This is a genomic window from Sulfitobacter sp. R86518 (assembly GCF_042466275.1).
Classification (GTDB): domain Bacteria; phylum Pseudomonadota; class Alphaproteobacteria; order Rhodobacterales; family Rhodobacteraceae; genus Sulfitobacter; species Sulfitobacter pontiacus.
This window is the reverse complement of sequence record NZ_JAXHCA010000005.1, coordinates 54,974-79,248: the sequence shown is the minus strand read 5'-3', so window position 1 is coordinate 79,248 and position 24,275 is coordinate 54,974. Positions and strand designations below refer to the sequence as shown.

The following is a 24,275-nucleotide window of genomic DNA, read 5'->3' as shown; positions in this document are numbered from 1 at the left end:
CTGTGGCAATGATCGCGCGGCGCGTGAGGGCGAGGCGCTTTACCACTTCTTGGACAGCGTCGCAGAGATCGTGCGCCCGTCGCCATAGTAGGTCGAGAAATAGCCCACCGACGATACATAGGCCTCGTCTGTCAGGTTGGTCACATTGACCTGCAGCTCTGTGCCGTCGTCAAAGTCATAGGACACAGCCGCATCCAGCAGCGTCACAGAGTCGAGCTGATTGGCATTGGCGTTGAACGCATAGCGTTCCCCGATGAACCGCGCGCCTGCGCCCACGGTCAGCCCGGCAAGCGGCCCGCCCTGTATTTCTTTTGATGCCCACAGCTTGAAGGTATGTTTCGGGGTCAGCCCCAGTTCGTTGCCATTGTTGTCACCGCCGATGATCTCGCTATCGGTATAGGAATAGCCGCCCGTCACGCTCCAGCCGTCGGCCAGATTGGCACGGCCTTCCAGCTCTAGCCCGCGGATGCGGGATTTGCCGACCTGATCATAGGCCCGCACCCCGGCCCCATTCTGTACATAGACGGGGCGGTTCTGTTCTTCGAGCTGATAGACCGAAGCCGACAAATAGGCATCAAGGGTGGCGGGCAGGTATTTCGCGCCAACTTCCCATTGCTCGCCCGTGGTCGGGTCAAGCGCTGTGCCCGTGTCGCCCGGTTCTGCAAAGCTCTGGAACGAGGTGCCATAGGACAGATAGGCCGACACGCCATTGTCCCAGACATAGCCAAGGCTTGCCTGACCGGTGGTGGCGCTGTCGTCGCGTGTCAGATCAACGGTGCCGGGCGTGCCGCCAGAGCCCGGAACGGTGTAGAGCGTGTTGGACTGCCCTTCGGATTTGTTGCGATCATGGCGCAAGGCCAGACCCGCGCGCCAATGGCCATATTCGATTTCGTCGCTGGCGTAGATGCCGACCTGTTCCACGGTCACATTCTTGTTCGCATACCAGCTTGCCCCGTCGCGCACCGGCGTGATCGGGCTGTAGTCTGGCGCGGCAACATCAATGCTGTCCTGACCATAGTAAAACACGCTGAGCGCAGATTCTTCGAACCGGCTGGCATCGATACCAAAGGCGAGATTATGCAGCACATCGCCGGTCAGCGCCGAGCCTTCAAGCCGCAGGTCCGTGGCATAAGACGTCACATCTTCGTCTTGCAACAGCTGTGTGCGCGCCACATCGGTGCCGGTCACCCCGCCGACAGAAAGGTTGGAATAGGACCAGTCGAATTTCGTCACGCCCGTGTTGCTGACCAGCCGCCAGCCATTATCGAACGTGTGGGTGACCTGCGCGCCCAGATTAAGCACTTTGCGGTCGCCGTACTCCAATGCCTCATTGCCAAAGTAGAAGTCGCGCAGGTCTTCGTCGGAACGGGTGCCGACCAACCCGTTGGGCACGCCCGAGGGGGAATCCGGGTCGTCATCCTGATAGGACAGCAGGAATTCTACCGTCGTTGCATCGGTCGCCTGGTATTTGGCGGCAAAGCCCAGATAGGCCCCGGGGTTGTCGTATTCATCGATCCCCAAAACACGATTGCCCGCCTTGCCGACGATCCGGTAAGCAAAGCGGTCATCGACCACGCGGTTGGCATCGCCAAAGACATAATAGGACCCGTTGCCATCCGCATGCAGGCCCAGCTCGGTCGTGTCGCCATCAGATTGCGCGCGTTTCTGGATCAGGTTCACCAGCCCGGCGGGCGACCCTGCCCCGTATAGCACCGAATTTGGGCCGCGCAGAAGCTCCACCCGTTCCATGCCGTAAAGATCAAGCGAGGGCGCGCCATAGTTCGGGCGCGTAGAGCGGCTGAATTGCAACCCGTTAAGGTAGATCTGGTTTTGCAGGTCAGCCCCGCGGACCGAAATTGAATCAAACCGCGGGTCCGCCCCATAGGCTTCGGTCACGACACCCGCCGCATAGCCAAGCGCCTCTGACAGATTATTGGCGGCCGTATCCTCGATCTGGTCGGTGGTGACCACCGTGACGGAGGACGGCGTTTCCAGCAAGGACCGCCCGCTTTTGGTCGACGCCGTGGTGCCCGCGGCATAGCCCACCACCGGACCGGTCGGGTCTTCTTCGGACTGGATAATGATCTCGCCCAGATCAACGGCGTCCTGCGCCGTCGCCACACCGGCAGATAGGGCCAGCGCGCTGGTCCCCAGCATCAAGAAAAAGGTGAATTTCATGGATATACGTCCCGCTGCTTATTTTTCCGAGTATTTAACTCAGTCATAAGGCGACGTCTTGAACGCATCCGCCGTCATTTGTCCCAATCCGCTGTAAACGTATCACTGAATATCGCGTCGCCACTGCGATGGCGGCACCCCGACAGACCGGCGAAAGACCCGTGACAGATGGGCTTGATCGGAAAAACCGGTTGCCGCGGCGATGTCGGCAAGGGGGCGTCCGGGGTCGGCCATCATCTCCTTGGCGGCGACGACGCGACACTCGGCGATCCAGCGTTGGGGCGACAGACCCGAGGTTTGCTTGAACGCGCGGCTGAACCAGCTTTCGGAGAGCCCCGCCAAATCCGCCAGTTCGCCCACCCCGACGGGGCGAAATATATTCTGCGCCATGTACTTCCGAACCGCCGTCATATGCTGAGGCGACAGTCCGCCGGACGCAGGCAGGGCGTTTTGCGACGGCGGGTCCATCACTGCGCCCAAAAGCGATTGCAGCAGGCCTTCCAAGACCATCGTCCCACGTTGAGGGGTCTCCACTTCGCTGGCCGCCAGACGGCCAAGGGTCAGCAGCACGCTATCCTCCGGCGCAAACATCACGCGGCGGGGCAGATCTGATACCCCGATCGCACCAAGCCGTGTCTGCAATGCCGCCGCGTCAAAATGGAAATCAATATGGCTGAGCCTTTGGGCCTTGCCCAGCTTGCTCCACAACGGGGTGCCTGCCGGTACAAAGAAAGCGCGCGTTCCGAATTGAGCCGTCGCTCCCTCGCCCGTTCGAAGCGCGATCAGCGGCGGGGTGTCATCCAGAAAGACGACAAGGCGCGGATCTGGCGCGGTGTAATACCCGCCGCCCCCTTGGTCCCCGTCGACGTGCCAGACATCTGCGATAGCCCCCGACAAGGGCCGAAACCGCAAGGGCTTGATCGTGCGCAGGTTCCGGGTCTGTGCCTCCATACGAGGGACAAAAACCTGTGGCACATAGGATTTTGATAGAGGGGCGGATGACATGACGACGCGCTGAGACAGCTCCAGAATTCTGAAACCATTTTCTGACAAATTTACTCGGATAAGTCAATTCCGCAACATCCCCGCGGGGATCGTCACCCAGGGTCAGTCTTGCACCATCGATACGACGCGCCCAACTGCGCTTTGCGCCAAGGGCATATGAGCCTGTTGTGCCTCCCGAGGCCACCGGATGAACAGCATGGCCTCGCCTGCGATCTTATTGGCGTTCAGCGTCGCTTCCAGATTTTGCAGGGAGCAGCGCAAAATCTTCTCTTCCTTGCGCTGCGCTTTCGCGGCGATTTGCAGGTCGAACTGAACCCCCGGATGCGCTGTCTTTAGGTGATCTACAATCTGTGGCGCAGCCCCCACGGCCATGTAAAGCGCCACGCATGTGCCGGGTCTGATATCCTTGATCGGTTCGGGCACCGCATATCCATCTTGGCGATGGCCGGTCGTCAGCACCACGGTGTCGATCTTGCCCCGATCCGACAAGCTTTCACCGATGCTCGCGGCCGCGGCGCATGCCGCGGTGACGCCGGGAATGATCTCGAATGCGATACCGCTGGCTTTCAGCGCATCGACTTCTTCAGTGCTGCGCCCGAACACCCCCGGATCACCACATTTCAGGCGCACGACGCGTTGGCCGCGTTTGGCAGCCATCACCAGGGTCTGTGTGATTTTCTCTTGCGGCCAACTGTGACAGCCCGGAGCCTTCCCGACGTAAATGCGCTCGGCGTCACGACGGGCCAATTCAAGGATTTCAGGGTCAAGCAACCGGTCATAATAGATCACATCCGCTTCTTGCAGGCGCTGCACGCCGCGCAGGGTGATCAGATCCTTCGCCCCCGGCCCTGCGCCAACAAGGCTGACGCTGCCGCCCGCAGCGGTGCCGAAGTCGCCCGTTTCGATGGCCGACTTGATACGCTTGGCCGCCGCGCGTTCGGCACCGGCGGCAAACATCCAGCGCGGGCTGTCGTTGAAGACCCAACGCCACAGATCGCGACGCGCGCGCGGATCAAGGCGCGCAGACGCTTTGCCCCGCAACCGGCCCGCAAGAGCAGCAAGATCCCCCAGCCGCGGCTCCAGCATTTCCTCTACTTTCGTCTTGATCTGGCGGGCCAGCACCGGGGCTGTCCCTTCGGTGCCGATGGCCACGACCACCGGATCACGGTCCACGATCGAAGGCGTGATCGCGTCGCAAAGCTGTGGCTGGTCGACGACGTTCACAATCGCCCCGGCCTCTTTGGCCAAAACATGCAGCGCCATGTCCGCACCAGGGCAGCCAGTGGCGATAAAGGCCAGCGCGGTGTCTGAAAAGCTGTTCGGGGTGATTGGACTGTCGTGAAGTGTGACACGGCCCGATGCAGCAAGGTCCGACAGTTCGGCATCGAATGTGGCCGCCCAGATCTCGACCGTCGCCTCGGTTTTCAGGATCAGTCGCGCCTTCTGGGCGGCCTGTTCGCCCCCGCCCACGATCACGACGCGGCGGCCCGCCATTTGCAGGAACATTGGAAATGTCTTCATGCGGATTGCTCCTTTGGCTGGTGTCGCTGGTCCCAAAGGCTGCGCGCCATTTGGTCGGCTTGAGAAAGTGTCGGAGACGCCTTCAGCGTCCACAGCGCAAGTGCCGCAGTACCGGTCACCGTGGCGATTGCAAAAGGGTCGTCCACGCGCCCCTGCCACAGGCCCTGCAGGTCGATGATATCGCCTGTTTCATGCAAACGCCGGGTGTCATCCAGGATTGGCGCGGCGGTCTGCTGGATGTGCGCCCCGTCGCGCAGGCCGAACAGGGCGATGTCCTTGGAGGGATGACGCTCGAATTCGCCGCCGCCCCCTTTGATGATGCTCAGATCCTGCTGGCCCAATAGCTGCGCGGCTTGGGCCTGCAGGCTGCGGTACGACGGGTGGAACACGCCTTGCACCGTCGCCGGGGCCTCGGACGGGTTCCACATCCGCAATACCGTATTGAAACACGATCTGAGGCCGAGCGTATCGCGCAGGTTCAAGATGCTGAAAGCCGCAGGGCTTAGGGTTTCTAGCGGGGTATAGGCCACCTGCGGCCCGGCAAGATCGATCACTTCGCGCACCGATGCATTGGCCGATTGATGCGAATTCCACCCGTGCATCGAAATGCTGTAACCGGCCTGCCCTACCAGCCGCGCAGCAAGTAGGAACAGCGGCACCCCCCGGCTGCGGCCTGCGGCGTAGGACGGCCAGTCCAGATCCGCTTTGGGCAGTTTGCCCACCACATGTGCGCGTAATGCCGCGGTGAAACCGGCAATCTCTTCGGGGGTTTCGCCGCGCAGACGCATGACCATCAACAGCGCGCCGACCGCTTCGGGGGCAGCATCACCGCGTAAGATCAGCGCCATGGCGTCCTGAGCTTCGGCCAAGGTCATAGCGCGGGCACGCCTCTTGCCGCGCGCGACGATCCGGACATAGGGGGCCAGGCTCATTCTGCGGCCATCCGTTGCAAGGTCTGATCCAGCAGGGCGGCGAGTTCGGGTTTGCACGACCCACAGTTTGTCCCCGCGCAGGTGGCGTCGCCCAAGGCCGCGACGGTAGAGGCCCCGCCGGCGATCGCGGCCAGCAAAGTGTTGCGCCCCACATCAAAGCAGGCACAGACCGTAGCACCCGGGTCCGGCCGGTCAGCGGCATTGCGCCCGGCGAGCGCTGCCAACGCGGATGTGTCCGTCCCGATCAGCGCGATAATCGCACTGCGCGAGACGACCACCGGATTGGGGGATACGAAAAGCAGCCCGGTGATCTGCCCACCTTGGGTTATCGCAATCCGAACGCCGCCGGTTGCCGCGTCGGACTGGAGCGAAAGATCACCCTCCGCCTGCCCCGTCAGAAGGCGAGCCTCTGCCTCCCAATCCTCGGGTTTTTTACTGCCCGCCAGCTCTGCCTGCCAGCCGGTATTGGTGCGGGCCACGGCGGCATAGGTGGTGCGCGGGGCGGGTTCCGCGATGCTTGCCAGAAAGCCGTACCATTTCGCCTTGAAAACCTCGGCAGTGACAGCGCTGGCCTTCAAGGCGGGTTGACCTGAAATCGGATCGGTCAGCGGCGTCATGATGCTATTGACCGTGCCCGCGGTGCTGCGCTGACGTGTCCAGTGCATTGGCGCGAACAGCGCGCCTTGGGCGACGCGCGGGGTGATCAGCGCCCGCATCAAAACGCGACCACGGCTATTTTGCAGCGCGATCAACGCACCGGGGAGCGCCCCCAACGCGGCGGCATCAACCGGGTTCATCTCTACATAAGGTTCGGCCAGATGTGCCCCAAGCCGCGCCGATTTGCCCGTGCGCGTCATCGTGTGCCACTGGTCGCGGTTCCGTCCTGTATTGAGCGTAAAGCGTGAATTCAGCGACGCAGGCGATGTCACGGCAACCATCTGCGCCTTGCCGTCAGGATGATAATATTGCCCGTCCGCAAAGAAACGCGCCCCGTTTCGCGGCCATTGGGTGGGCACCATTTTCGCGTAATCCGCATCGGCAAAAATGCTCAGATCAAGATCGCGCGGGAAGGCCGAAGCAGCCCGATCAAGCGCGACATATTCGGCAAAGACATCCGCGGATGAGCCATAGGAAAAGGCACCCGAAAACCCCATACGCTTGGCCACGTCGCTGATGATCTTCCAGTCGGGCCGCGCATCACCGGGGGCGGGCAGAAAGGCGCGCTGGCGCGAAATGCGCCGTTCGGAATTGGTCACGGTCCCGTCTTTTTCACCCCAACCGGTGGCGGGCAGCAGGACGTCAGCCAAAGCGTTGGTATCCGTCTTCTCCATGATGTCAGACGTAACAACAAAGGGCACATTTGCAATTGCCGCCGCCACGCCATCGGCATCGGGCAACGACACCGCGGGGTTGGTCGAGATAACCCACAGTGCCTTGATCCGCCCATTGGCACAGGCCTCGAACAGATCGACAGCCTTCAGTCCCGGTTTGGTGCAGATCGTCGGGCTTTGCCAGAATCCCTGCACCGCGCTGCGGTGCGCTTCGTCCCCGATCTCTAGGTGGTTTGCCAGCATATTGGCCAGACCGCCAACTTCGCGCCCCCCCATGGCATTGGGCTGGCCAGTCAATGAGAACGGGCCCATCCCCGGATTGCCGATGCGCCCTGTGGCAAGATGGCAATTCAGGATCGCGTTTACCTTATCCGTGCCACAGACCGATTGGTTGACGCCTTGGGAGTATGCGGTGACGACTTTGGGCGTGTTTGCCCAAAGCGCATAGAAATCGGCCAATTCCCGAGCGTTCAACCCGCTGTCCGCCGGATCACTGGCCTGTGCCGCCGCCAGTGCCGCATCCAGCCCGTTCACATGGTTTTCCGTATAGGCCGTGTCGAGTTTTCCAGTCTCTGCCAGATACGCCAGCAACCCATTGAACAAGGCAACATCCCCGTCGGGGGAAATCCTCAGATGCACATCCGCCAGATCGGTGGTCGCCGTCCGGCGCGGATCGACATTGACGATCCGCATATGGGGGCGCGCCTGCTTTGCGGCGGCAATACGCTGGTGCAGGACCGGATGGCACCACGCCAGATTGGACCCGACAAGCACAACCAGATCGGCTTGCTCCAGATCTTCATAGGTGCCGGGAACGGTATCGGTGCCGAAGGCACGCTTGTGACCCGCGACAGAGGACGCCATGCACAGACGTGAATTCGTGTCGATATTGGCCGCCCCGATGAACCCCTTCATCAGCTTGTTGGCGACATAATAGTCTTCGATCAGCATCTGGCCCGAGGCGTAAAAGGCGACGCTTTCCGGCCCATGCTGCGCGATGGCATCGCTGAACCTCTGCGCCACCATATCCAGCGCCGTATCCCAGTTTGACCGCACCCCGTTGATCTGCGGATGCAAAAGCCGCCCGTCCAGATCGATGGTTTCCCCCAAGGCAGCGCCTTTGGAGCAGAGCCGCCCGAAGTTGGCCGGATGATCCGGATCCCCCTTGATTGTACCATCGGCGGCCGCCAGCACACCGCAACCTACACCGCAATAAGGGCAAGTGGTGCGCGTGAGGGTCATGCGGCGCTCCGCGCGTGCAGGAACGTCCGGTCCAGCAGGATGCGCCCGCTTTCCACCCGCGCCGGATAGGTCGCGACGCGGCCCGCGTCCGCGCCCTGCGCCTCTCCGGTCTCGAGAGAGAATACCCAGTTGTGCAGCGGGCAGGTCACGGATTTGCCATGCACGATGCCTTCGGCCAGCGGCCCCGCCTTGTGCGGACAGGCATTATCAAGCGCAAAGACTTCATCCTCAGCCGTGCGGAACACCGCGACACAGCCAAGCGTGGTCTTGATCATACGCGCACCGCGCTGTGGCACATCATCAAGTGCTGCGATATCGATCCAGCTGGTCATTCCGCAGCCTCCAGTGACAGGGTTGCAAGGGGTTTGTAGCGCTCGGCCTGCTGGGTCACGTGTTCGGCCCACGGGTCTTTGCGGTAAATCGTCTGGCTCAGCTCGAAGCGATCAACCAAAGCGTCGCCTTCGGCAGCAACCCGTTCCTTGATCCAGTCCAGACCGACCTTGGCCATCCATTTGTAGATGCGATCAAGGTATTTGGCATTCTCGCGATACAGCTGGGTCACCGCCTTGATCACATTGATCGCCTCTTGCTCGGTCGGCACCTGGATCAGCAATTCGGTTTCCCTGACGTCCATACCGGCCGCCCCGCCGATGCTGATCTGGTATCCGCTGTCGACACAGATGACCCCGATGTCCTTGCAGGTCGCTTCTGCGCAATTGCGCGGGCAGCCCGACACCCCGAGTTTCAGCTTATGCGGCGTCCAGGCACCCCAGAGCTCTTTCTCAAGCTGGATGCCCAGTCCGGTGCTGTCCTGGGTGCCAAAGCGGCAATGATCCGTGCCGACACAGGTTTTGACCGTGCGCAGCCCTTTGGAATAGGCATGTCCCGACACCATGCCGGCCGCGTTCAGATCGGCCCAGATGTCGGGGAGATCCTCGCTTTTTACGCCCAATAGGTCGATCCGCTGCCCGCCGGTGACCTTGACCGTCGGCACCCTGTATTTATCCGCCGCATCGGCAATGGCACGCAGTTCGTCGGGCGTGGTGATCCCACCCCACATGCGCGGCACGACGCTGTAGGTGCCGTCCTTCTGGATGTTGGCGTGTTTGCGTTCGTTGATGAAGCGCGATTGCGGATCGTCGCGGTATTCCAGCGGCCAATCAGCAAGCAGATAGAAGTTCAACGCGGGGCGGCAGACATGGCAACCGTCGGGCGTCTTCCACCCGCACTCCTGCCAGACCGCCGGCATCGAGGTCAGTCGCTGCGACTTGATCATCCGCCGCACGTCTTCGTGGGTCATGTCGGTGCAGCCGCAGATCGACGCCGCGGCAGGCACGACGAAATCATCCCCCAGCGTGACCGCCAATACCTGTTCGACCAACCCGGTGCACGTCCCGCAGGATGCGCTGGCCTTGGTCGTCGCTTTGATCGCGCCCAGATCAGAGGCGCCCGCCGCGATGGCGTCTTCAATTTGTCCTTTGCAGATACCGTTGCAGCCACAGATCTCCGCGTCACGCGGTAAGGCTGCAACAGCTGCTAAAGGGTCCAGGGGGGTCCCCCCTTGGTAGGCCGGGCCGAAAATCAGCGTATCGCGCATGTCCGCGATGTCGGTCTTGTCGCGTATCAGGCCAAAGAACCAGTTGCTGTCGGCGGTGTCGCCATACATGACTGCCCCGATCACCACATTGTTCTTGATCACCAGACGGCGATAGACACCCCGCGCCGGATCGCGAAAGACGATATCCTCGCGCCCCTCGCCATCGGCAAAATCGCCCGCACTGAACAGATCACAGCCCGTCACCTTGAGCTTGGTCGACAGCTCTTTCGGGACAAAGGTCGATGACTGCCCCAGCAGGGTCTGCGCCGCCACCTTTGCCTGATCGTACAGCGGTGCCACCAGACCGAACAGCGCGCCGTTATGTTCCACGCATTCCCCGACAGCCAGCACATCGACGTCGGAGGTCACCATCTGGTCATCCACATGGATGCCCTTTCCAACGGCCAAGCCTGCGTCCTGCCCGAGTGCCACGTTGGGGCGGATGCCCACGGCCATGACCAGCAAATCGCAGGGCAGTTCCGTCCCGTCATCCAGCAGCAAGGCACGGACCTTTCCGTTCTCGCCCAAGATCTCCTTGGAGTTTGCGGCGCATTTGACGGTGATGCCCTTATCCGTCAGGGCGCGGCGCAGCAGATAGCCTGCGGCCTCGTCCAATTGCCGCTCCATCAAATGCCCCATGATGTGCACAACGGTCACGTCGACGCCGCGGGCCGCCATGCCTGCCGCCGCCTCCAACCCCAGCAGCCCGCCGCCGATCACGACGCATTTGTTGCCTTCGCCCAGCCCCATCATCCGTTCGGTGTCTTCCAGATCGCGGTAGGCGATGACGCCGTCCAGATCGTGACCCGGCAAGGGGATCATAAAGGGGTTCGATCCGGTGCCCAGAACCAGCTTGTCATAGGACACCGTGCCGTTCTCGCCCGTGACCGTCTTAGCTGCACGGTCTATTTCCATCACCTTTTCGCCAAAACGGCAGGTGATGTCATTTTCGGCGTACCATCCATCATCATGGGTCACGATGTCGGCATAGGTCTTTTCCCCCGACAGGACCGGGGACAGCATGATGCGGTTGTAGTTGCCCCGTGCCTCTGCATTGAAAAGGGTGATGTCATAGGCTTCGCGGTCCTGTTCCAGAAGATGCTCCAGCACCCGACCGGAGGCCATACCGGCACCGATAACGACAAGTTTCTGTTTCATGGTCTCACTCCGCCGCGATTGCTTTGGGTTTCGGTGTCCCGCCCGAGGCAGGTGATTTTGGCGCATTGCCGTGTTCGTATTCCTCAAGGAAATCGAGCACTTCTTGCCGGTAGCTGTAATAGTCGGGGTGTTCGAGCAGCGCCTTGCGGGTGCGTGGACGCGGCAGGTTCACGTCGGTAATCTTGCCGATGGTGGCTTGGGGTCCGTTGGTCATCATCACCACGCGGTCGGCCAGCAGGATCGCCTCGTCCACATCATGGGTCACGCAGATCGCCGTCACTTTGGTGCGCGACCAGACTTCCATCAGCACTTCCTGCAATTCCCAGCGGGTCAGACTGTCGAGCATGCCGAACGGTTCATCCAGAAGCAGCAGTTTGGGCGATAGGGCAAAGGCACGGGCGATGCCGACGCGCTGTTTCATCCCGTTCGACAGGCTGGCGGCATTCTTGTCCATGCTGTCGGCCAATCCGACACGTTCAAGGTAGTATTCCACCACATCCTGACGTTCCGCCTGCGACGCGCGGGGATAGACCTTGTCGACACCAATGGCGACGTTCTCTTTGGCCGAGAGCCACGGGAACAGATTGGGCGACTGGAACACGACGGCGCGTTCGGGGTCTGCACCTTGGACGTTCCACCCGTCCAGACGGATCGCACCTTTCGAGATCGGGTTCAGCCCCGCAGCCATCGTCAGCACAGTGGATTTACCGCAGCCCGAATGCCCGATCAGCGAGATAAATTCGCCCCTGTTGATCTTGAGATCAAAGTTCTCGACCACGGTCAGCGGCCCTTTCGGCGTCGGATACACCTTGTCGAGCTGCGAGAAATTCAGGAATTTTTCCTGGATGGCACCTTCCTGCGCCTTGGAGACTGCCGCGGGCACTGAATGGATCGGCGTGACATTGGGCAGCATACGCGTTTCTTCGACTTTCGCGGCGATACCGATGTCCATCAGATAGGTCGTCACCTGCCCGCGCAGCGCCTTGAATGCCGCGTCATTGTTCATCGCAATCCGGTCGCGGGGGCGGGGAATGTCGACTTTGAATGCGTCCCCAAGCGTGCCGTCCGGATTAAGGGCAATGATCCGATCCGCCAGAATGATCGCCTCATCCACATCATTGGTGATCAGGACGCAAGTTTTCTTGTCTTCGTCCCAGATCGCCTCGATCTCATCCGCGAGATTGGCGCGGGTCAGGGCGTCGAGCGCCGACAGCGGCTCATCCAGCAGCAGCATTTCGGGGTCCATCGCCAGGGCGCGTGCCACATTGACCCGCTGGCGCATCCCACCGGACAATTCAGCAGGGCGGCGCGTGGCCGCATGGGACAGACCCACCATGTTGACATAGTGATCGACCTTGGCCGCCCGTTCGAGTTTGGAGAGATCAGGGAACATCGTATCGACAGCAAGCCTGACATTGCCCTGCACGGTCAGCCACGGCATCAGAGAATAGTTCTGAAAGATCACACCGCGTTCGCGGCCCGGTTCGGTGATGGGCTTTCCCTTGTAGGTCACGCTGCCCGAGGTCGGCTGCTCAAGCCCCGCCATCAGATTGATCAACGTGGTCTTGCCGGTGCCCGAAAACCCGAGGATGACGACGAATTCACCTTCGGCAACCTCAAGGGAGATGTCCTTGAGAACGGGTTGGGTGCCATAGGTTTTGGTGACATTGTTGAAGTTCAAGATACCCATATCGATCACCGGTTATTCGAGAAGGTGAACATGGACTGGAGCGCATACATCACACGGTCCAGAAGGAAGCCGATGATGCCGATGGTCAGCACCGCGACCATGATCCGCGCCAGACTTTGCGAGCTGCCGTTCTGAAATTCATCCCAGACGAATTTTCCAAGCCCGGGGTTCTGCGCCAGCATTTCCGCCGCGATCAAAACCATCCAGCCCACACCAAGCGACAGCCGCAGCCCGGTAAAGATCAATGGCAGCGCCGAGGGCAGCACCAGTTTGGTGATCTTGGTATAGGTATTCATTTTCAGCACGCGACTGACGCTGACAAGATCCTTGTCGATGCTGGCGACGCCAAGGGATGTGTTGATCAGCGTGGGCCAGAGCGAGCAGAGCGTAACAGTGATCGCCGAAATGAGGAATGACTTGGAGAACATACCGTCATTGGTGCTATAGACGGCTGATACGATCATGGTCACGATGGGCAGCCATGCCAGTGGCGAGACCGGTTTGAAGATCTGTATCAGCGGATTCAGCGCCGCATTCGCCGTTACAGACAGGCCCGCAGCGATGCCCAATGGGATCGCAACGATCGACGCAATGAGAAAACCGAAAAGCACGGTTTTGATCGAGGTCCAGATCTGGTCGTAGTAGGTTGGCTTGCCTGTATAGGCGCGATCACGCACACGATCTGGGTTGCCACTTGCGATATGCTTGGCGTTACGCGCCTCTTGCCGCTCGTAGAAGGCGGCTTCGCGTTCGCCCTCGCGGATGGCGTCCTGATGCAACTCGCCGACCTGCTCCCAGACTTGGGCAGGGCCCGGCACAGCCCCGAGCGAGGTTTGAACCTTGGGGGCCAAGCTTGCCCAGAGGGTCAGGAAGATCGCAATCGCCAAGAGCGGCACGCCCAGAAGCCGCCAGATCTCGCCCGCCTGCGCGCGCGGATTATCCCCCGCGGCGGCCTTCAGGATCGGTGTCATCCAAGACAGGCCAAAGACGCTGAACCATGCGTCGGCCTTGTTGATCCGGGCAAAGCGCCGCGCGCGGCGGGCTTCGATATCGAGTGTGTTTGTGTCAATCGCGGTCATATCGGCTGTCCAATTGCTGCTTTTGATGAAAGTGGCTCCCTCCCCCCTCCGCTTTGCGGTGTGGCAAAGCGCGGGGGCGGGGTTTAGCCTTCGACCTTGCTGTCGACGACCGTTTGACCGGACTTCAGACCGATGGGCAGGCTGTCTATATAGGCGTTCGGCGCGCGCCCGTCGTAGCTGATCCCGTCGATGATATCGGCAGCCGGTGTCGGTGCTTTGAAGCCGTCGCTATCCCAAGGAAACGCCGCTTCGTCGGCCATACCCTCGTCCACCAGCAGCTTTGCGGCCTGTAGGTAGATGTCCGGGCGATACACGTCTGCGGCAGTCTCGAAATACCATTCATCCGGCTTTGTCTCGTCGATCTGGCCCCAGCGACGCATCTGTGTCAGATACCAGATCGCGTCTGAATAGAACGGATAGGTCGCATTGTAGCGGAAGAAGACGTTGAAGTCGGGGGCGGGGCGCACATCCCCTTTCTCGAACTCGAAAAAGCCGGTCATGGAGTTGGCGATCACATCCGCATCCGCGCCCACATATTCAGAGCGCGACAACATCTCTACCGCTTCCTCGCGGTTGGCGTTGTCGTTGTCATCAAGCCACATTGCCGCGCGGATCAGTGCCTTGGTCAATGCAAGCGTGGTGTTGGGGTTTTCCTCGGCAAATTCGGCGGTAATGCCAAAGACCTTCTCGGGGTTGTTTTTCCACATGTCGTAGTCGGTGATCACCGGCACGCCGATCCCTTTGAAAACCGCCTGCTGGTTCCAAGGCTCACCCACGGCGTAGCCCGATATCGTCCCCGCTTCCATTGTGGCAGGCATCTGCGGTGGCGGCGTCACGGACAGCAGCACATCCGCATCAATCTGACCGGAAATATCTTGCGCGCTATAATAGCCGGGTTTCAATCCGCCCGCCGCAAGCCAGTACCGGATCTCGTAGTTGTGGGTCGAAACGGGAAAGACCATGCCCATATTGAAAGGCTCGCCGCGGTCCTTGTAGCCTTCGACCACCGGAGCCAAAGCACTGGCGCTGATGGGATGCTGCGGCCGACCATCGTCCATCGTGGGCACGTTCGGCTTCATCTCGTCCCAGATGTCATTGGAAACGGTGATCGCATTGCCGTTCAGGTCCATCGAGAAGGGCGTGATGATATGCGCTTTGGTGCCATAGCCGATCGTTGCCGCCAGCGGTTGGCCCGCCAGCATATGCGCGCCGTCCAGTTGGCCGTCGATCACGCCGTCCAGCAGCACTTTCCAGTTGGCCTGCGCCTCAAGCCTGACAAAAAGCCCCTCGTCCTCAAAGTATCCCAGCTCGTAGGCCACGGCCAAAGGTGCCATATCGGTCAGCTTGATAAAGCCAAAGGTCAGCTCCTCTTTCTCGAGCGCCAGCATTTCGGCCGACGCCGCCGTCGCCAGCAGACTTGTCGAGGCGAGCAGGAGTGCGAATGTATTTTTCATGGGTCATGTCCTTTCATGGCCCCGAAGGGCAGAAACGAAAAAAGCCGCACGTATGGTTCACGGGGAAGAAATCCGTGCTCCGTACGAGCGGCATTGCTCTGAGTGATGTGCGACCAGCATTGGTCAGCGGTATAGGTCGGACAACGTTGTCCCTTGGCATCAAGGGTGGCTCATAGACGCGGCTTCACGCAACGAATTTTCTGCATTGCGGCAGTTTTTCAGAGCCCCATGCAGAAGCCGCTTAAGAATTCATCGCACAGCTGCGGTGAAATCAAACGTTCTGCCGTCAAAAAAGGCGTCGGGCGAAAGAATCATCTCTCCCCGTGCAGATGCTACAGATGTTGGCAACGTCATCGCCCCTTCGGTTTTCTCGGAGGATTGGGGCATATCAGCGCCGATATCAGACAGATTCTGGCGGAAAAGATCGGCGCGAAAACAGGTTTTGGCTTTCTCGATTCCCGCGGCGTCGGCACCAAGGTGATGCGCGATCCACGCCGCCTGACTGCGCCACGGGAAAGAGGCGGCATGGCTGTGGAACTGCAAGAACCGGTCCACCGTGACCGGAGAGGCCCCCGTTCGGGGGACGATATGCCCGGTCAGCGCCGGATCGATCAAATCGGGCGACATGCTCAGGTGTTCACTGCGCCCCAAAATCTCGACCGCCAGCGGTTTGTTTCCCGGCGCATCAAGCCAGGCCGACGCTTGGTATACCGCCCGCATCAGGCGACGCACGCTGTCCTCGTTCTGCGAGGCCCACTCATGGCGCGCGGCAAGCACCTTCTCCGGCGCGAACTGCCAGACATCGCGGCCCGCCATCATTAGCTTGGCAACATTATTCTGCACGGCCACACCGCCCCAGGGCTCGCCCACCCAAAAGGCGTCGACAAACCCGTCCGAGACTGCATCCGCCATGCGCATCGGCGGCACGGTGACTTCCTCGATCTGCAGGTCGGGCGCTTGCGCGGCCCAATAGGACAGCAGCAGCCGGTGCATGGAATAGTGGAACGGGATACCCACACGCAGCGGTTTAGCACCGCGCGCGCTGAGCCCCGACAGCAATGCGGTCGTGTCCCCAAAGCGCACGTCCTCCAATGTGGAAGCAACCGCGTTAGAGACCCCGAACACCGTGCCGTTCACGGATAAGACCATCAGCGCATCTACCCGCGCGGGCAATCCGCCCATCCCGATGGACATGGCCACCGGCATTGGTGACAGCATATGCGCGGCATCCAGATGCCCCAGTGCCAGCATATCGCGCAGCGCAGACCACGAAGGCTGACGCAAAAGATTAAGCGCGAGACCCTGCTCGGCAGCAAATCCCAGCTCTTTCGCGATGACCAGCGGGGCGCAATCAACCAACGGAACATAGCCACAGTTCAGAACAACCTCGCTCATGACAACAGATCCGCTGCCGTCACCAATGCTTGTGCCACATCGATGACCTTGCGATTCTGGCGCATCGCGGTGGTGCGCAGCAGCTTATAGGCGTCATCCTCGGACATGCCGCGTTGGCGCATCAAGATCCCCTTTGCGCGGTCGATCGTCTTGCGATCCTCCAGCGCTTGCTTGGCAGCATTCAGTTCAAAGTGGAATTGACGCATCATTTTGAAGCGCGCGATGGCCGTTTGCAGCACGGGTTTGATCCGGTCCATCTGAAGACCATCCACCACATAGGCGCTGACCCCGGCATTCAGCGCCGCCTGCGTCAGGTTCTCATCGGTCTGGTCCACAAACAGCGCGACCGCCCGCTTGGTCGTCTCGGTCGCGTGAGAGATATGTTCAAGCGTATCGCGGTCTGGATTTGTCAGGTCGATAAGAACGATATCCGGTGAAAATTCCCGCACCGTCTGGTTCAGCTCCGACATCTGCAGCAAAGCCTTGACGTCAGACCAACCCGCTTCGCGCAACGCATCCACGATGTCACGCACGCGCTCGGGGTTTGGCTCTACAACCAGGATACGCAGATCTGCATTCATGCATTTTGATCCGCGATCATCGGTGCAACTTCAATCCGGCATCCCTCGTGCGCCAGCGGCTGACGACATGCTTAGCCCAAACAGTGAGCAGAAAAGACGCATGTGCCAATCTGTTGTGCAGAATAAAACAGCCGCTCGACTACAGCGGTGCCAGCCATGCAGGTTTACACCAGAGCCATCGGCAGCCCCCGCAAAAACACCCGCGGGCCGGAACGTGGTACCGCCGCGACATCCGGCTGTGGGGCCGTCAATGATCCGGTGACAGCAGCGACAGCCCTAATCGCTTGGCCGCATCCAGCGCGGCCTCATGATGCAGGGGCCATGCTTGCGTCAGCCCTTCGATGATCAACAACAGCGCGGTATCGGCCCCCTTCAACGCGGTCGCCGCTGCGGCCCTTTCCGCGACCTCTGCCTTGTGACGTTCCAGTAATTCGCGCAGCGGCTGACTGCCCGGTTCAGCGGCCACTGCAGCATGAAAGAGACAGCCATGCGCGCTCTCGGTCACCATCCAGTTTCCAACGCGAGTCAGTATCGTATCAAGCGCCTCGCTAGGCGCCTCTGGCAGGTCATCAAACACGCGGGCGAGATAGCGCTGATGCCGGTTCTCCAAGGCAGCAAGCACCATTTCCGCCCGCGACGGCGTGTATTTGTAAAGCGTGCGAAGGCTCACACCCGCAGCATCCCGCAGGTCTTCGACGCTAGGCTCGGCAAAGCCCCGATTGGCGAAGGCGCGTTCAAGCCCTGCGGATATCTTGCTCATCATATCGGTCATGCTTGACGATGTAGAACGATCCCTCTACCTACGCAAGTAGAGCAATCATTCTACATCGGAGATTTCCCTATGACGCTTCCTGAAACGATGAAAGCTGTACGCCTCACCGGCCATGGCGGGCTGGACAAGCTTGAATGGTGTGACGACGTTCCGGTTCCGCAACCCGGCGCTGGCGAGGTCTTGATCCGTGTGGGCGCATCGGCGGTGAACAATACCGACGTCAACACCCGAACCGGCTGGTATTCGAAAGCGGTGCGGGGCGACACAGGGTCGGCCGCAACCGAGGGCTACGCGGGGGCGTCTGATGCCGACGGCGGCTGGTCCGGTGCGCTCAGCTTTCCGCGCATCCAGGGCGCGGATTGCTGCGGAGAGATCGTTGCGGTCGGGGGCGGTGTGGACGCTGCGCGGATCGGTCAGCGCGTGCTGGTGCGGCCGATGTATCATCCTGCTGGTGCCGGACCAGATGCGCTTGTGACCTTCGGCTCCGAGCGCAATGGCGGCTTCGCGGAATACACCACCGTGGGCGAGGAAAACGCACTACGGATCGAAAGCCCGCTTTCGGATGTCGAGCTCGCGTCCTTTCCTTGCGCATTCTCCACCGCCGAAGGCATGATCCAACGCGCCGGATTGGGGGACGAGCGCGTCTTGATCACCGGCGCATCCGGCGGCGTCGGATCGGCGGCGGTGCAACTGGCCAAGCGGCGCGGTGCCCATGTCACGGCCTCTACCAGCCCGGCGAAAATGGAGGCGCTGAAAACCCTCGGCGCGGATGCGGTGATCGACCGCAATGAGCCTTATCCGGATGACGTCTTCGACGTCGTGCTCGACCTTGTAGGGGGGCCGCGCTGGCCCGAACTGCTTGATGCTTTGGTGCCACAGGGGCGCTACGTCACGTCTGGCGCGATTGCCGGTCCGATCGTCGAACTTGATCTGCGGACCCTCTACCTCAAGGATCTGACCCTCATCGGGAGCACCCGGCAAGACCCACGCGTATTCACTGATTTGGTCAGCTACATCGAAGCAGGCGAGATCAAGCCCGTGGTCGCCGAAACCTATCCCTTGGCTGACTTGCACGCGGCGCAGAAGGCATTTCTGGAAAAGTCGCACATGGGTAAAATCGGCGTGACAATCGCAGACTGACAGACACGAGGCACAGGTTACAGCCTGCATAAGGCACGGCCTGCTCACAAGCATCGCTCCGGACCTTCGCCGCTGATGGCGTGGAGGTCCGGTTTCGCACGGACCGTGAGAACGTCTCGCATTCTGCCATCATGAAATGCGCAATCGCTGCAAGGCGTGTCGAATACGTCCTGCTGGCCGATGACGTTAGGCCGCCCCCTTACCCCCACGCGTTCGGCTGTCCCCGCAAATAAGTCACGTTCTCAGGCAGGAATGGTGACCCCGGCAGGATTCGAACCTGCAACCTGCCCCTTAGGAGGGGGCTGCTCTATCCAGTTGAGCCACGGGGCCACGGGTTTGGCTTAGCGCAAAACGGGGTGGTGATCCAGTCACACTGCACGGTGGTATGGCGGCGCTGTGGTGGGGGGCTTGATATGGTGATTGCCTGCGCCCGACCGACGCACTACGCTGTTGATAGAATACCACTTTCAAGCAGGACAAGCGCCTTTGACACAGCCTCCGAAACGCCCGTTGACCCTTCGTGATGTATCCGATGCCTGCGGGGTGTCGGAAATGACGGTCAGCCGGGTTCTGCGAAAACGCGGTGACGTGTCCGAAGCGACGCGGCGGCGGGTGCTGGCTGCGGCGAAAGAGCTGGGGTATGTGCCCAACCAGATTGCCGGATCGCTGGCGTCCCAACGGGTGAACCTTGTCGCGGTGATTATCCCGTCGCTGTCGAACATGGTCTTTCCCGAGGTGCTGAACGGCGTCAATCAGGTGCTTGAAGACACGCCGCTGCAGCCGGTCGTGGGCGTCACGGACTATATGCCCGAAAAAGAAGAGCGTGTTCTCTATGAGATGCTGTCCTGGCGGCCCTCGGGTGTGATCATCGCGGGGCTGGAACATAGCGATGCGACGCGTGCCATGCTCAAGAACGCGGGCATCCCCGTGGTCGAGATCATGGATGTTGACGGGCGTCCGATCGATGCGATGGTCGGCATCTCGCACCGCCGTGCGGGGCAGGAGATGGCCAAGGCGATCCTAAAGGAAGGCTATGAGCACATCGGTTTCATGGGCACCAAGATGCCGCTTGACCACCGCGCCCGCAAACGGTTCGAAGGGTTTACCGAAGGGCTCGCCAAAGCGGGGATAGAGATCGAGGACCGCGCGTTCTACTCTGGCGGCTCTGCGCTGGCCAAGGGGCGCGAGATGACGCAAGACATGCTTGAGCGGTCGCCCGAGCTGGATTTCCTGTATTATTCAAACGACATGATCGGCGCGGGCGGATTGCTGTATCTGATCGATCAGGGCATCGATATTCCGGGCCAGATCGGCCTTGCCGGTTTCAACAACGTCGAACTGCTACAGGGCTTGCCCCGTCAGCTTGCCACGATGGACGCCTGTCGGCTCGAGATCGGACAGGCCGCGGCGCGTATCATTCTGAACGATACGCTGGATGAACCGGACCCCGACCTGCAAACGCAGATTACGCTGACACCGACCCTGTCGCTGGGGGACACGCTGCGCCGCAACCGCAAGGTATGACCCTGCCGCTGATCGGCAACCGCGACGCCCGTCGCATCTTTCTGCATCGCCATCTACTAAGCGATGCGCCCCAGGGGCCCGCCAGCGGGAACGACCTGTTGCAGCTGATCCAGGGCCTGGGCTTTGTGCAGTTGGACAGCATCAATACCGTGGCGCGGGCGCATGACCTGATCCTGTTCTCGCGCCGCCAACGCTATCGCCCGCAAGCGTTGAAGACGCTGTATGAACGCGATGGGGCGCTGTTTGAGCACTGGACCCATGACGCCGCGGTGATCCCGATGGGATACTACCCCCATTGGGAATTACGCCGCCAGCGGGACGCGCAGATGCTGCGCCAGCGGTACAAGAACTGGCACCAACATGATTTCGAGGGGCGGTTCCAGACCGTGCTGGACCAGATCCGCGCACAGGGGCCGGTGTCGTCGTCTGATGTCGGGCAGGATGAACCACGCTCGAATGGCGGGTGGTGGGATTGGCATCCCTCCAAAACCGCGCTGGAATATCTGTGGCGCGCCGGTGCGCTTTGCGTCGTGGGGCGGGACGGTTTCCAGAAACGCTATGACCTGACAGAGCGGGTGATTGACGCGGCGCTATGCGACCCGTCGCAGGCACCGGATGAGGCGCAGACCATTGATTGGTGCTGCAACGGCGCGCTGGATCGTCTGGGCTTTGCCACACCGGGAGAGCTGGCAGCATTCTGGGCGCATATCTCTCCGGCAGAGGCGAAGGCATGGGTCCAGCGTGAACAGGCCGCCGGACGTGTCGAGCAGGTGCAGATCGCGGGTGCCGACGGCACAGTCCATCGCAGCTTTGCCCGTCCCGGTCTGGCAAGCGACCCCGCGAGAGACATGGCTCCGACCGCACGGCTGCGCGTGCTTAGCCCCTTTGACCCGGCCTTGCGCGATCGCAAACGCGCCGAACGTCTGTTCGGCTTCCGCTACCGGATAGAGATGTTCGTGCCCGCGCCCAAACGGGTCTATGGCTATTATGTTTTTCCGATCCTGCAGGGCGACAGCATCGTCGCGCGGGTGGATATGAAAGCACACCGTGACCGCGATACGCTGGTGGTACGCGCCCTTTGGCCAGAGCCGGGCAGCCGTTGGGGCAAAGGCAAACAAGCCGCCTTCGAGGCAGAGCTGGCCCGCATCATCCGTCTGGCAGGCGTCAGTCAGATCGACTTTGAAGACGGCTGGCTTCGCTAACCCACCCCGTTTCGATGAACAAATTGGCGGCACATGCCTGCGCAGGCAACAACGATGACAATTTGTAAACATTTTGTTGACGTATTGCTTTTCCCTGCCAAAGTGAGCGGAAAGGAATCAAGAACCATGTCGAACCGTCTTTGCTTTCATCCCAAGGGTCGCCCATGACGCGCCATGTGGTCGTCGTGGGGGCGGGTATCGTCGGTGCGTCATCCGCGATCTGGCTGCAACGCGCAGGCGCGCAGGTCACGATCATTGACCGCGCGGCACCGGGGACAGGCACGTCACATGGGAACGCGGGCGTGCTGGCGGCCTGCGCCGTGGCACCCGTCACCGGCCCCGGCCTGATCGCCAAAGCCCCCGCGATGCTGCTGAACCCGGATGTGCCGCTTTACCTGCGCCTGCCCTATCTGCCACGTCTGCTGCCGTGGCTGGCAAAGTATCTGCGGGTCGCGAACGACCGCGACACCCGCCGGATTGCGCAGGGGCTCGCCCCTATTGTCAGCGACAGTGTGGACCAACACAAAAGCCTGACCGCTGATCTGGGCCTGTCCGACTGGGTGAGGGACAGCGATTATGTCTTCGCCTATCGCAATCGCGCCGCGTTTGACGCCGAAGCCTACACCTGGGCGCTGCGGGCGGAGGCGGGGTTCGCGCCAGAGCTGATCGAGGGGCCGCAGATACACGAGTATGAACCGACGCTCGGGCCGGACATACACCTGCTTGCCACCATGAAGGACCACGGCTTTGTCCGCGACCCCGGCGGCTATGTCGGCGCGCTGGCGCGGGCGTTCGAACAGGGCGGCGGCACGATCCTGCAGGCCGAGGTCAAGGATTTCGACCTGTCCGGCGGCGCGATTTCCGGGGTCGAGACGACCCAAGGCCGCGTGGCCTGTGACGATATCGTGCTGGCCACCGGCGTCTGGTCGAAACCGCTGATGGCCAAGCTGGGGCTGAACGTCCCGCTGGAAAGCGAACGCGGCTATCATGTGATATTCGAGGGCGCGACGGGCGGACCCGCGCGCCCCGTGATGATCGCCAGCGGGAAATTCGTTGCCACCCCCATGGCGCAGGGCCTACGCTGCGCGGGTATTCTGGAATTCGGCGGGCTTGACGCAGCCCCGTCCAAGGCACCGCTGGCGCTGCTGCGGCGACAGGCCAAGGCGGCCTTTCCACAGCTTGAGGCCACGCGCGAAATCGAATGGCTGGGGCACCGACCTGCCCCCAGCGACAGCCTGCCCCTGATCGGACAGGTTGGCACAAGCCGGGTCTTTACCGCCTTCGGGCATCACCACATCGGGTTGACAGGCGGGCCCAAAACAGGCCGCCTCGTCGCAGGATTGGTTATGGGGCAACCCGTCAACACCGACCTGCAGCCCTATGCACCACAACGGTTTAGCAGGGGCTAACCCCGCAAGCCAAAGACATACCAACAAGGAGAGAACCACATGAAACGGACCACCACATTGATGACAGGCGTCGCGACCGCCGCCCTGACGGTCACCACCGCCCTGCCCGCTTTCGCGGCTGAGAAATGGGACATGCCGATGGCCTATTCGGCGTCGAACTTCCATTCCGAGAACGGCGTTGAATTTGCCAACTGCGTGACCGAAGGCACCGCGGGCGAGATCGAGATCACCGTGCACCCCGGCGGGTCGCTGATCGCGGGTGCCGACATCAAACGCGCGATTCAGACCGGTCAGGTCCAGCTGGGCGAACGCATCCTGTCGGGGCACCAGAATGAAAACGCGATCTTCGGCTTTGATTCCATCCCCTTCCTCGCGCCGTCCTTCGAGGCGTCCGACAAGCTGTGGAAAGCCGCGAAACCCAAGATCGAAGAGCTGCTGGCAGAGCAGAACCTGACACTGCTTTATAACGTGCCATGGCCGCCACAGGGTCTGTACTTCAAGAAAGATGTCAACACGATCGAGGACATGAAGGGCGTCAAGTTCCGGTCCTACAACAACGCCACCAGCCGTCTGGCAGAGCTGACAGGCATGCTGCCCGTCACCATCGAAGCCGCCGAGCTAAGCCAGGCTTTTGCCACCGGCGTTGCGGAATCGATGATCTCGTCCGGTGCGACCGGCTATGACCAGAAAGTCTGGGAAAGCCTGACCCATTTCTACGAGGTCGACGCCTGGCTGCCGCGCAACTACATCATGATCAACAATGACGTGTGGAACGATGTCTCGGAAGAGAACAAGGCGATCATCACCACCTGTGCCAGCGATGCGGAAACGCGCGGGCTGCAAGCCTCCAAGGACTATACACAGTTCACCTATGACGGGCTGCGCGAAGGCGGCATGACCGTAGAACCCGCGAGCGAAGAGCTGATGTCCGGCCTGCGTGACATCGGCGGCACCATGACCTCCGAATGGCTGGAGAATGCGGGCGAGGACGGTCAGGCGATCGTCGATAGCTACAAATCCATGCAGTAAATCAACGAACGGCGGCGCCCCACACAGGTGCCGCCG

The 24,275-nt window shown here is 61.1% G+C and carries 18 protein-coding genes and 1 tRNA gene; 5 read left to right on the top strand and 14 right to left on the bottom strand.

Annotation, left to right across the window (positions count from 1 at the left end):
• Positions 1-39: 39 nt before the first annotated feature.
• The 13 genes from SJY36_RS01110 to SJY36_RS01050 form a co-directional block, all read right to left on the bottom strand.
• A complete protein-coding gene (locus SJY36_RS01110) occupies positions 40-2,178 on the bottom strand; it encodes a TonB-dependent siderophore receptor (RefSeq protein WP_386172539.1) in 2,139 nt (712 codons plus the stop codon).
• A 102-nt stretch (positions 2,179-2,280) separates the two neighbouring features.
• Positions 2,281-3,129 carry a helix-turn-helix domain-containing protein gene (locus tag SJY36_RS01105; RefSeq protein WP_386172537.1) on the bottom strand — a complete coding sequence of 283 codons (849 nt, stop codon included), beginning with the start codon at positions 3,127-3,129 and terminating at the stop codon, positions 2,281-2,283.
• Between the two features lie 156 nt (positions 3,130-3,285).
• On the bottom strand, positions 3,286-4,704 hold the full coding sequence (gene cysG / locus SJY36_RS01100; protein ID WP_386172535.1) for a siroheme synthase CysG: 1,419 nt from the start codon (positions 4,702-4,704) through the stop codon (positions 3,286-3,288).
• Positions 4,701-5,636, bottom strand: a complete 936-nt coding sequence (locus tag SJY36_RS01095) for a glycosyl transferase family protein (RefSeq protein WP_386172533.1) — start codon at positions 5,634-5,636, stop codon at positions 4,701-4,703. The genes cysG and SJY36_RS01095 overlap by 4 nt, the downstream gene beginning before the upstream one ends.
• A complete protein-coding gene (locus tag SJY36_RS01090; RefSeq protein ID WP_386172531.1) occupies positions 5,633-8,209 on the bottom strand; it encodes a molybdopterin-dependent oxidoreductase in 2,577 nt (858 codons plus the stop codon). The genes SJY36_RS01095 and SJY36_RS01090 overlap by 4 nt, the downstream gene beginning before the upstream one ends.
• The gene (nirD, locus tag SJY36_RS01085) at positions 8,206-8,541 is read right to left on the bottom strand and encodes a nitrite reductase small subunit NirD (protein ID WP_005850994.1); all 336 of its coding nucleotides are present in this window, start codon (positions 8,539-8,541) and stop codon (positions 8,206-8,208) included. The genes SJY36_RS01090 and nirD overlap by 4 nt, the downstream gene beginning before the upstream one ends.
• The gene (gene nirB / locus SJY36_RS01080) at positions 8,538-10,964 is read right to left on the bottom strand and encodes a nitrite reductase large subunit NirB (RefSeq protein WP_386172528.1); all 2,427 of its coding nucleotides are present in this window, start codon (positions 10,962-10,964) and stop codon (positions 8,538-8,540) included. The genes nirD and nirB overlap by 4 nt, the downstream gene beginning before the upstream one ends.
• Positions 10,965-10,968: 4 nt before the next feature.
• Entirely contained in the window at positions 10,969-12,654 is a 1,686-nt protein-coding gene (locus SJY36_RS01075; protein ID WP_206338402.1) for an ABC transporter ATP-binding protein, read from the bottom strand.
• 5 nt (positions 12,655-12,659) lie between these two features.
• Positions 12,660-13,733: an ABC transporter permease gene (locus SJY36_RS01070; RefSeq protein ID WP_286759661.1), complete on the bottom strand. Its 1,074-nt coding sequence runs from the start codon at positions 13,731-13,733 to the stop codon at positions 12,660-12,662.
• Positions 13,734-13,816: 83 nt separating this feature from the next.
• Complete coding sequence (locus tag SJY36_RS01065; protein ID WP_386172526.1) at positions 13,817-15,187, bottom strand: CmpA/NrtA family ABC transporter substrate-binding protein; 1,371 nt, start codon at positions 15,185-15,187, stop codon at positions 13,817-13,819.
• A gap of 249 nt (positions 15,188-15,436) precedes the next feature.
• Positions 15,437-16,582 carry an ABC transporter substrate-binding protein gene (locus tag SJY36_RS01060; RefSeq protein ID WP_386172524.1) on the bottom strand — a complete coding sequence of 382 codons (1,146 nt, stop codon included), beginning with the start codon at positions 16,580-16,582 and terminating at the stop codon, positions 15,437-15,439.
• On the bottom strand, positions 16,579-17,163 hold the full coding sequence (locus SJY36_RS01055; protein ID WP_037942963.1) for an ANTAR domain-containing response regulator: 585 nt from the start codon (positions 17,161-17,163) through the stop codon (positions 16,579-16,581). Before SJY36_RS01055 ends, SJY36_RS01060 begins: the two co-directional genes overlap by 4 nt.
• Positions 17,164-17,410: 247 nt before the next feature.
• Positions 17,411-17,923 (bottom strand): TetR/AcrR family transcriptional regulator, encoded by a 513-nt coding sequence (locus SJY36_RS01050; protein WP_386172522.1) that lies wholly within the window; start codon positions 17,921-17,923, stop codon positions 17,411-17,413.
• Between the two features lie 81 nt (positions 17,924-18,004).
• On the opposite strand from SJY36_RS01050, the gene SJY36_RS01045 reads away from it, so the two are divergent.
• Positions 18,005-19,075, top strand: coding sequence for an alcohol dehydrogenase family protein (locus tag SJY36_RS01045; protein WP_386172520.1), 1,071 nt, complete (start codon positions 18,005-18,007; stop codon positions 19,073-19,075).
• 253 nt (positions 19,076-19,328) lie between these two features.
• Here the strand turns inward: SJY36_RS01045 and SJY36_RS01040 are convergent.
• Positions 19,329-19,405, bottom strand: a tRNA-Arg gene (locus SJY36_RS01040).
• Between the two features lie 156 nt (positions 19,406-19,561).
• Between SJY36_RS01040 and SJY36_RS01035 the strand changes: the two genes are divergently transcribed.
• From SJY36_RS01035 to SJY36_RS01020, 4 genes are all read left to right on the top strand, one after another.
• Positions 19,562-20,599, top strand: a complete 1,038-nt coding sequence (locus SJY36_RS01035) for a LacI family DNA-binding transcriptional regulator (protein ID WP_037942958.1) — start codon at positions 19,562-19,564, stop codon at positions 20,597-20,599.
• Positions 20,596-21,801, top strand: coding sequence for a winged helix-turn-helix domain-containing protein (locus SJY36_RS01030; RefSeq protein ID WP_386172518.1), 1,206 nt, complete (start codon positions 20,596-20,598; stop codon positions 21,799-21,801). Before SJY36_RS01035 ends, SJY36_RS01030 begins: the two co-directional genes overlap by 4 nt.
• Positions 21,802-21,965: 164 nt before the next feature.
• Positions 21,966-23,210, top strand: coding sequence for an NAD(P)/FAD-dependent oxidoreductase (locus SJY36_RS01025; RefSeq protein ID WP_386172516.1), 1,245 nt, complete (start codon positions 21,966-21,968; stop codon positions 23,208-23,210).
• Positions 23,211-23,249: 39 nt separating this feature from the next.
• A complete protein-coding gene (locus SJY36_RS01020) occupies positions 23,250-24,239 on the top strand; it encodes a TRAP transporter substrate-binding protein (RefSeq protein ID WP_386172514.1) in 990 nt (329 codons plus the stop codon).
• The last annotated feature ends 36 nt before the right edge of the window (positions 24,240-24,275 follow it).

What these genes read in the sequence shown, in the direction of transcription:
- SJY36_RS01060 (WP_386172524.1), bottom strand. Translation starts at nt 16,582, where the DNA reads ATGAGCGAGGTTGTTCTGAACTGTGGCTATGTTCCGTTGGTTGATTGC.
- cysG (WP_386172535.1), bottom strand. Translation starts at nt 4,704, where the DNA reads ATGAAGACATTTCCAATGTTCCTGCAAATGGCGGGCCGCCGCGTCGTG.
- SJY36_RS01050 (WP_386172522.1), bottom strand. Translation starts at nt 17,923, where the DNA reads ATGAGCAAGATATCCGCAGGGCTTGAACGCGCCTTCGCCAATCGGGGC.
- SJY36_RS01095 (WP_386172533.1), bottom strand. Translation starts at nt 5,636, where the DNA reads ATGAGCCTGGCCCCCTATGTCCGGATCGTCGCGCGCGGCAAGAGGCGT.
- SJY36_RS01065 (WP_386172526.1), bottom strand. Translation starts at nt 15,187, where the DNA reads ATGAAAAATACATTCGCACTCCTGCTCGCCTCGACAAGTCTGCTGGCG.
- SJY36_RS01070 (WP_286759661.1), bottom strand. Translation starts at nt 13,733, where the DNA reads ATGACCGCGATTGACACAAACACACTCGATATCGAAGCCCGCCGCGCG.
- SJY36_RS01045 (WP_386172520.1), top strand. Translation starts at nt 18,005, where the DNA reads ATGACGCTTCCTGAAACGATGAAAGCTGTACGCCTCACCGGCCATGGC.
- nirB (WP_386172528.1), bottom strand. Translation starts at nt 10,964, where the DNA reads ATGAAACAGAAACTTGTCGTTATCGGTGCCGGTATGGCCTCCGGTCGG.
- SJY36_RS01090 (WP_386172531.1), bottom strand. Translation starts at nt 8,209, where the DNA reads ATGACCCTCACGCGCACCACTTGCCCTTATTGCGGTGTAGGTTGCGGT.
- SJY36_RS01055 (WP_037942963.1), bottom strand. Translation starts at nt 17,163, where the DNA reads ATGAATGCAGATCTGCGTATCCTGGTTGTAGAGCCAAACCCCGAGCGC.
- SJY36_RS01025 (WP_386172516.1), top strand. Translation starts at nt 21,966, where the DNA reads ATGACGCGCCATGTGGTCGTCGTGGGGGCGGGTATCGTCGGTGCGTCA.
- SJY36_RS01030 (WP_386172518.1), top strand. Translation starts at nt 20,596, where the DNA reads ATGACCCTGCCGCTGATCGGCAACCGCGACGCCCGTCGCATCTTTCTG.
- SJY36_RS01020 (WP_386172514.1), top strand. Translation starts at nt 23,250, where the DNA reads ATGAAACGGACCACCACATTGATGACAGGCGTCGCGACCGCCGCCCTG.
- SJY36_RS01110 (WP_386172539.1), bottom strand. Translation starts at nt 2,178, where the DNA reads ATGAAATTCACCTTTTTCTTGATGCTGGGGACCAGCGCGCTGGCCCTA.
- SJY36_RS01075 (WP_206338402.1), bottom strand. Translation starts at nt 12,654, where the DNA reads ATGGGTATCTTGAACTTCAACAATGTCACCAAAACCTATGGCACCCAA.
- nirD (WP_005850994.1), bottom strand. Translation starts at nt 8,541, where the DNA reads ATGACCAGCTGGATCGATATCGCAGCACTTGATGATGTGCCACAGCGC.
- SJY36_RS01105 (WP_386172537.1), bottom strand. Translation starts at nt 3,129, where the DNA reads ATGGAGGCACAGACCCGGAACCTGCGCACGATCAAGCCCTTGCGGTTT.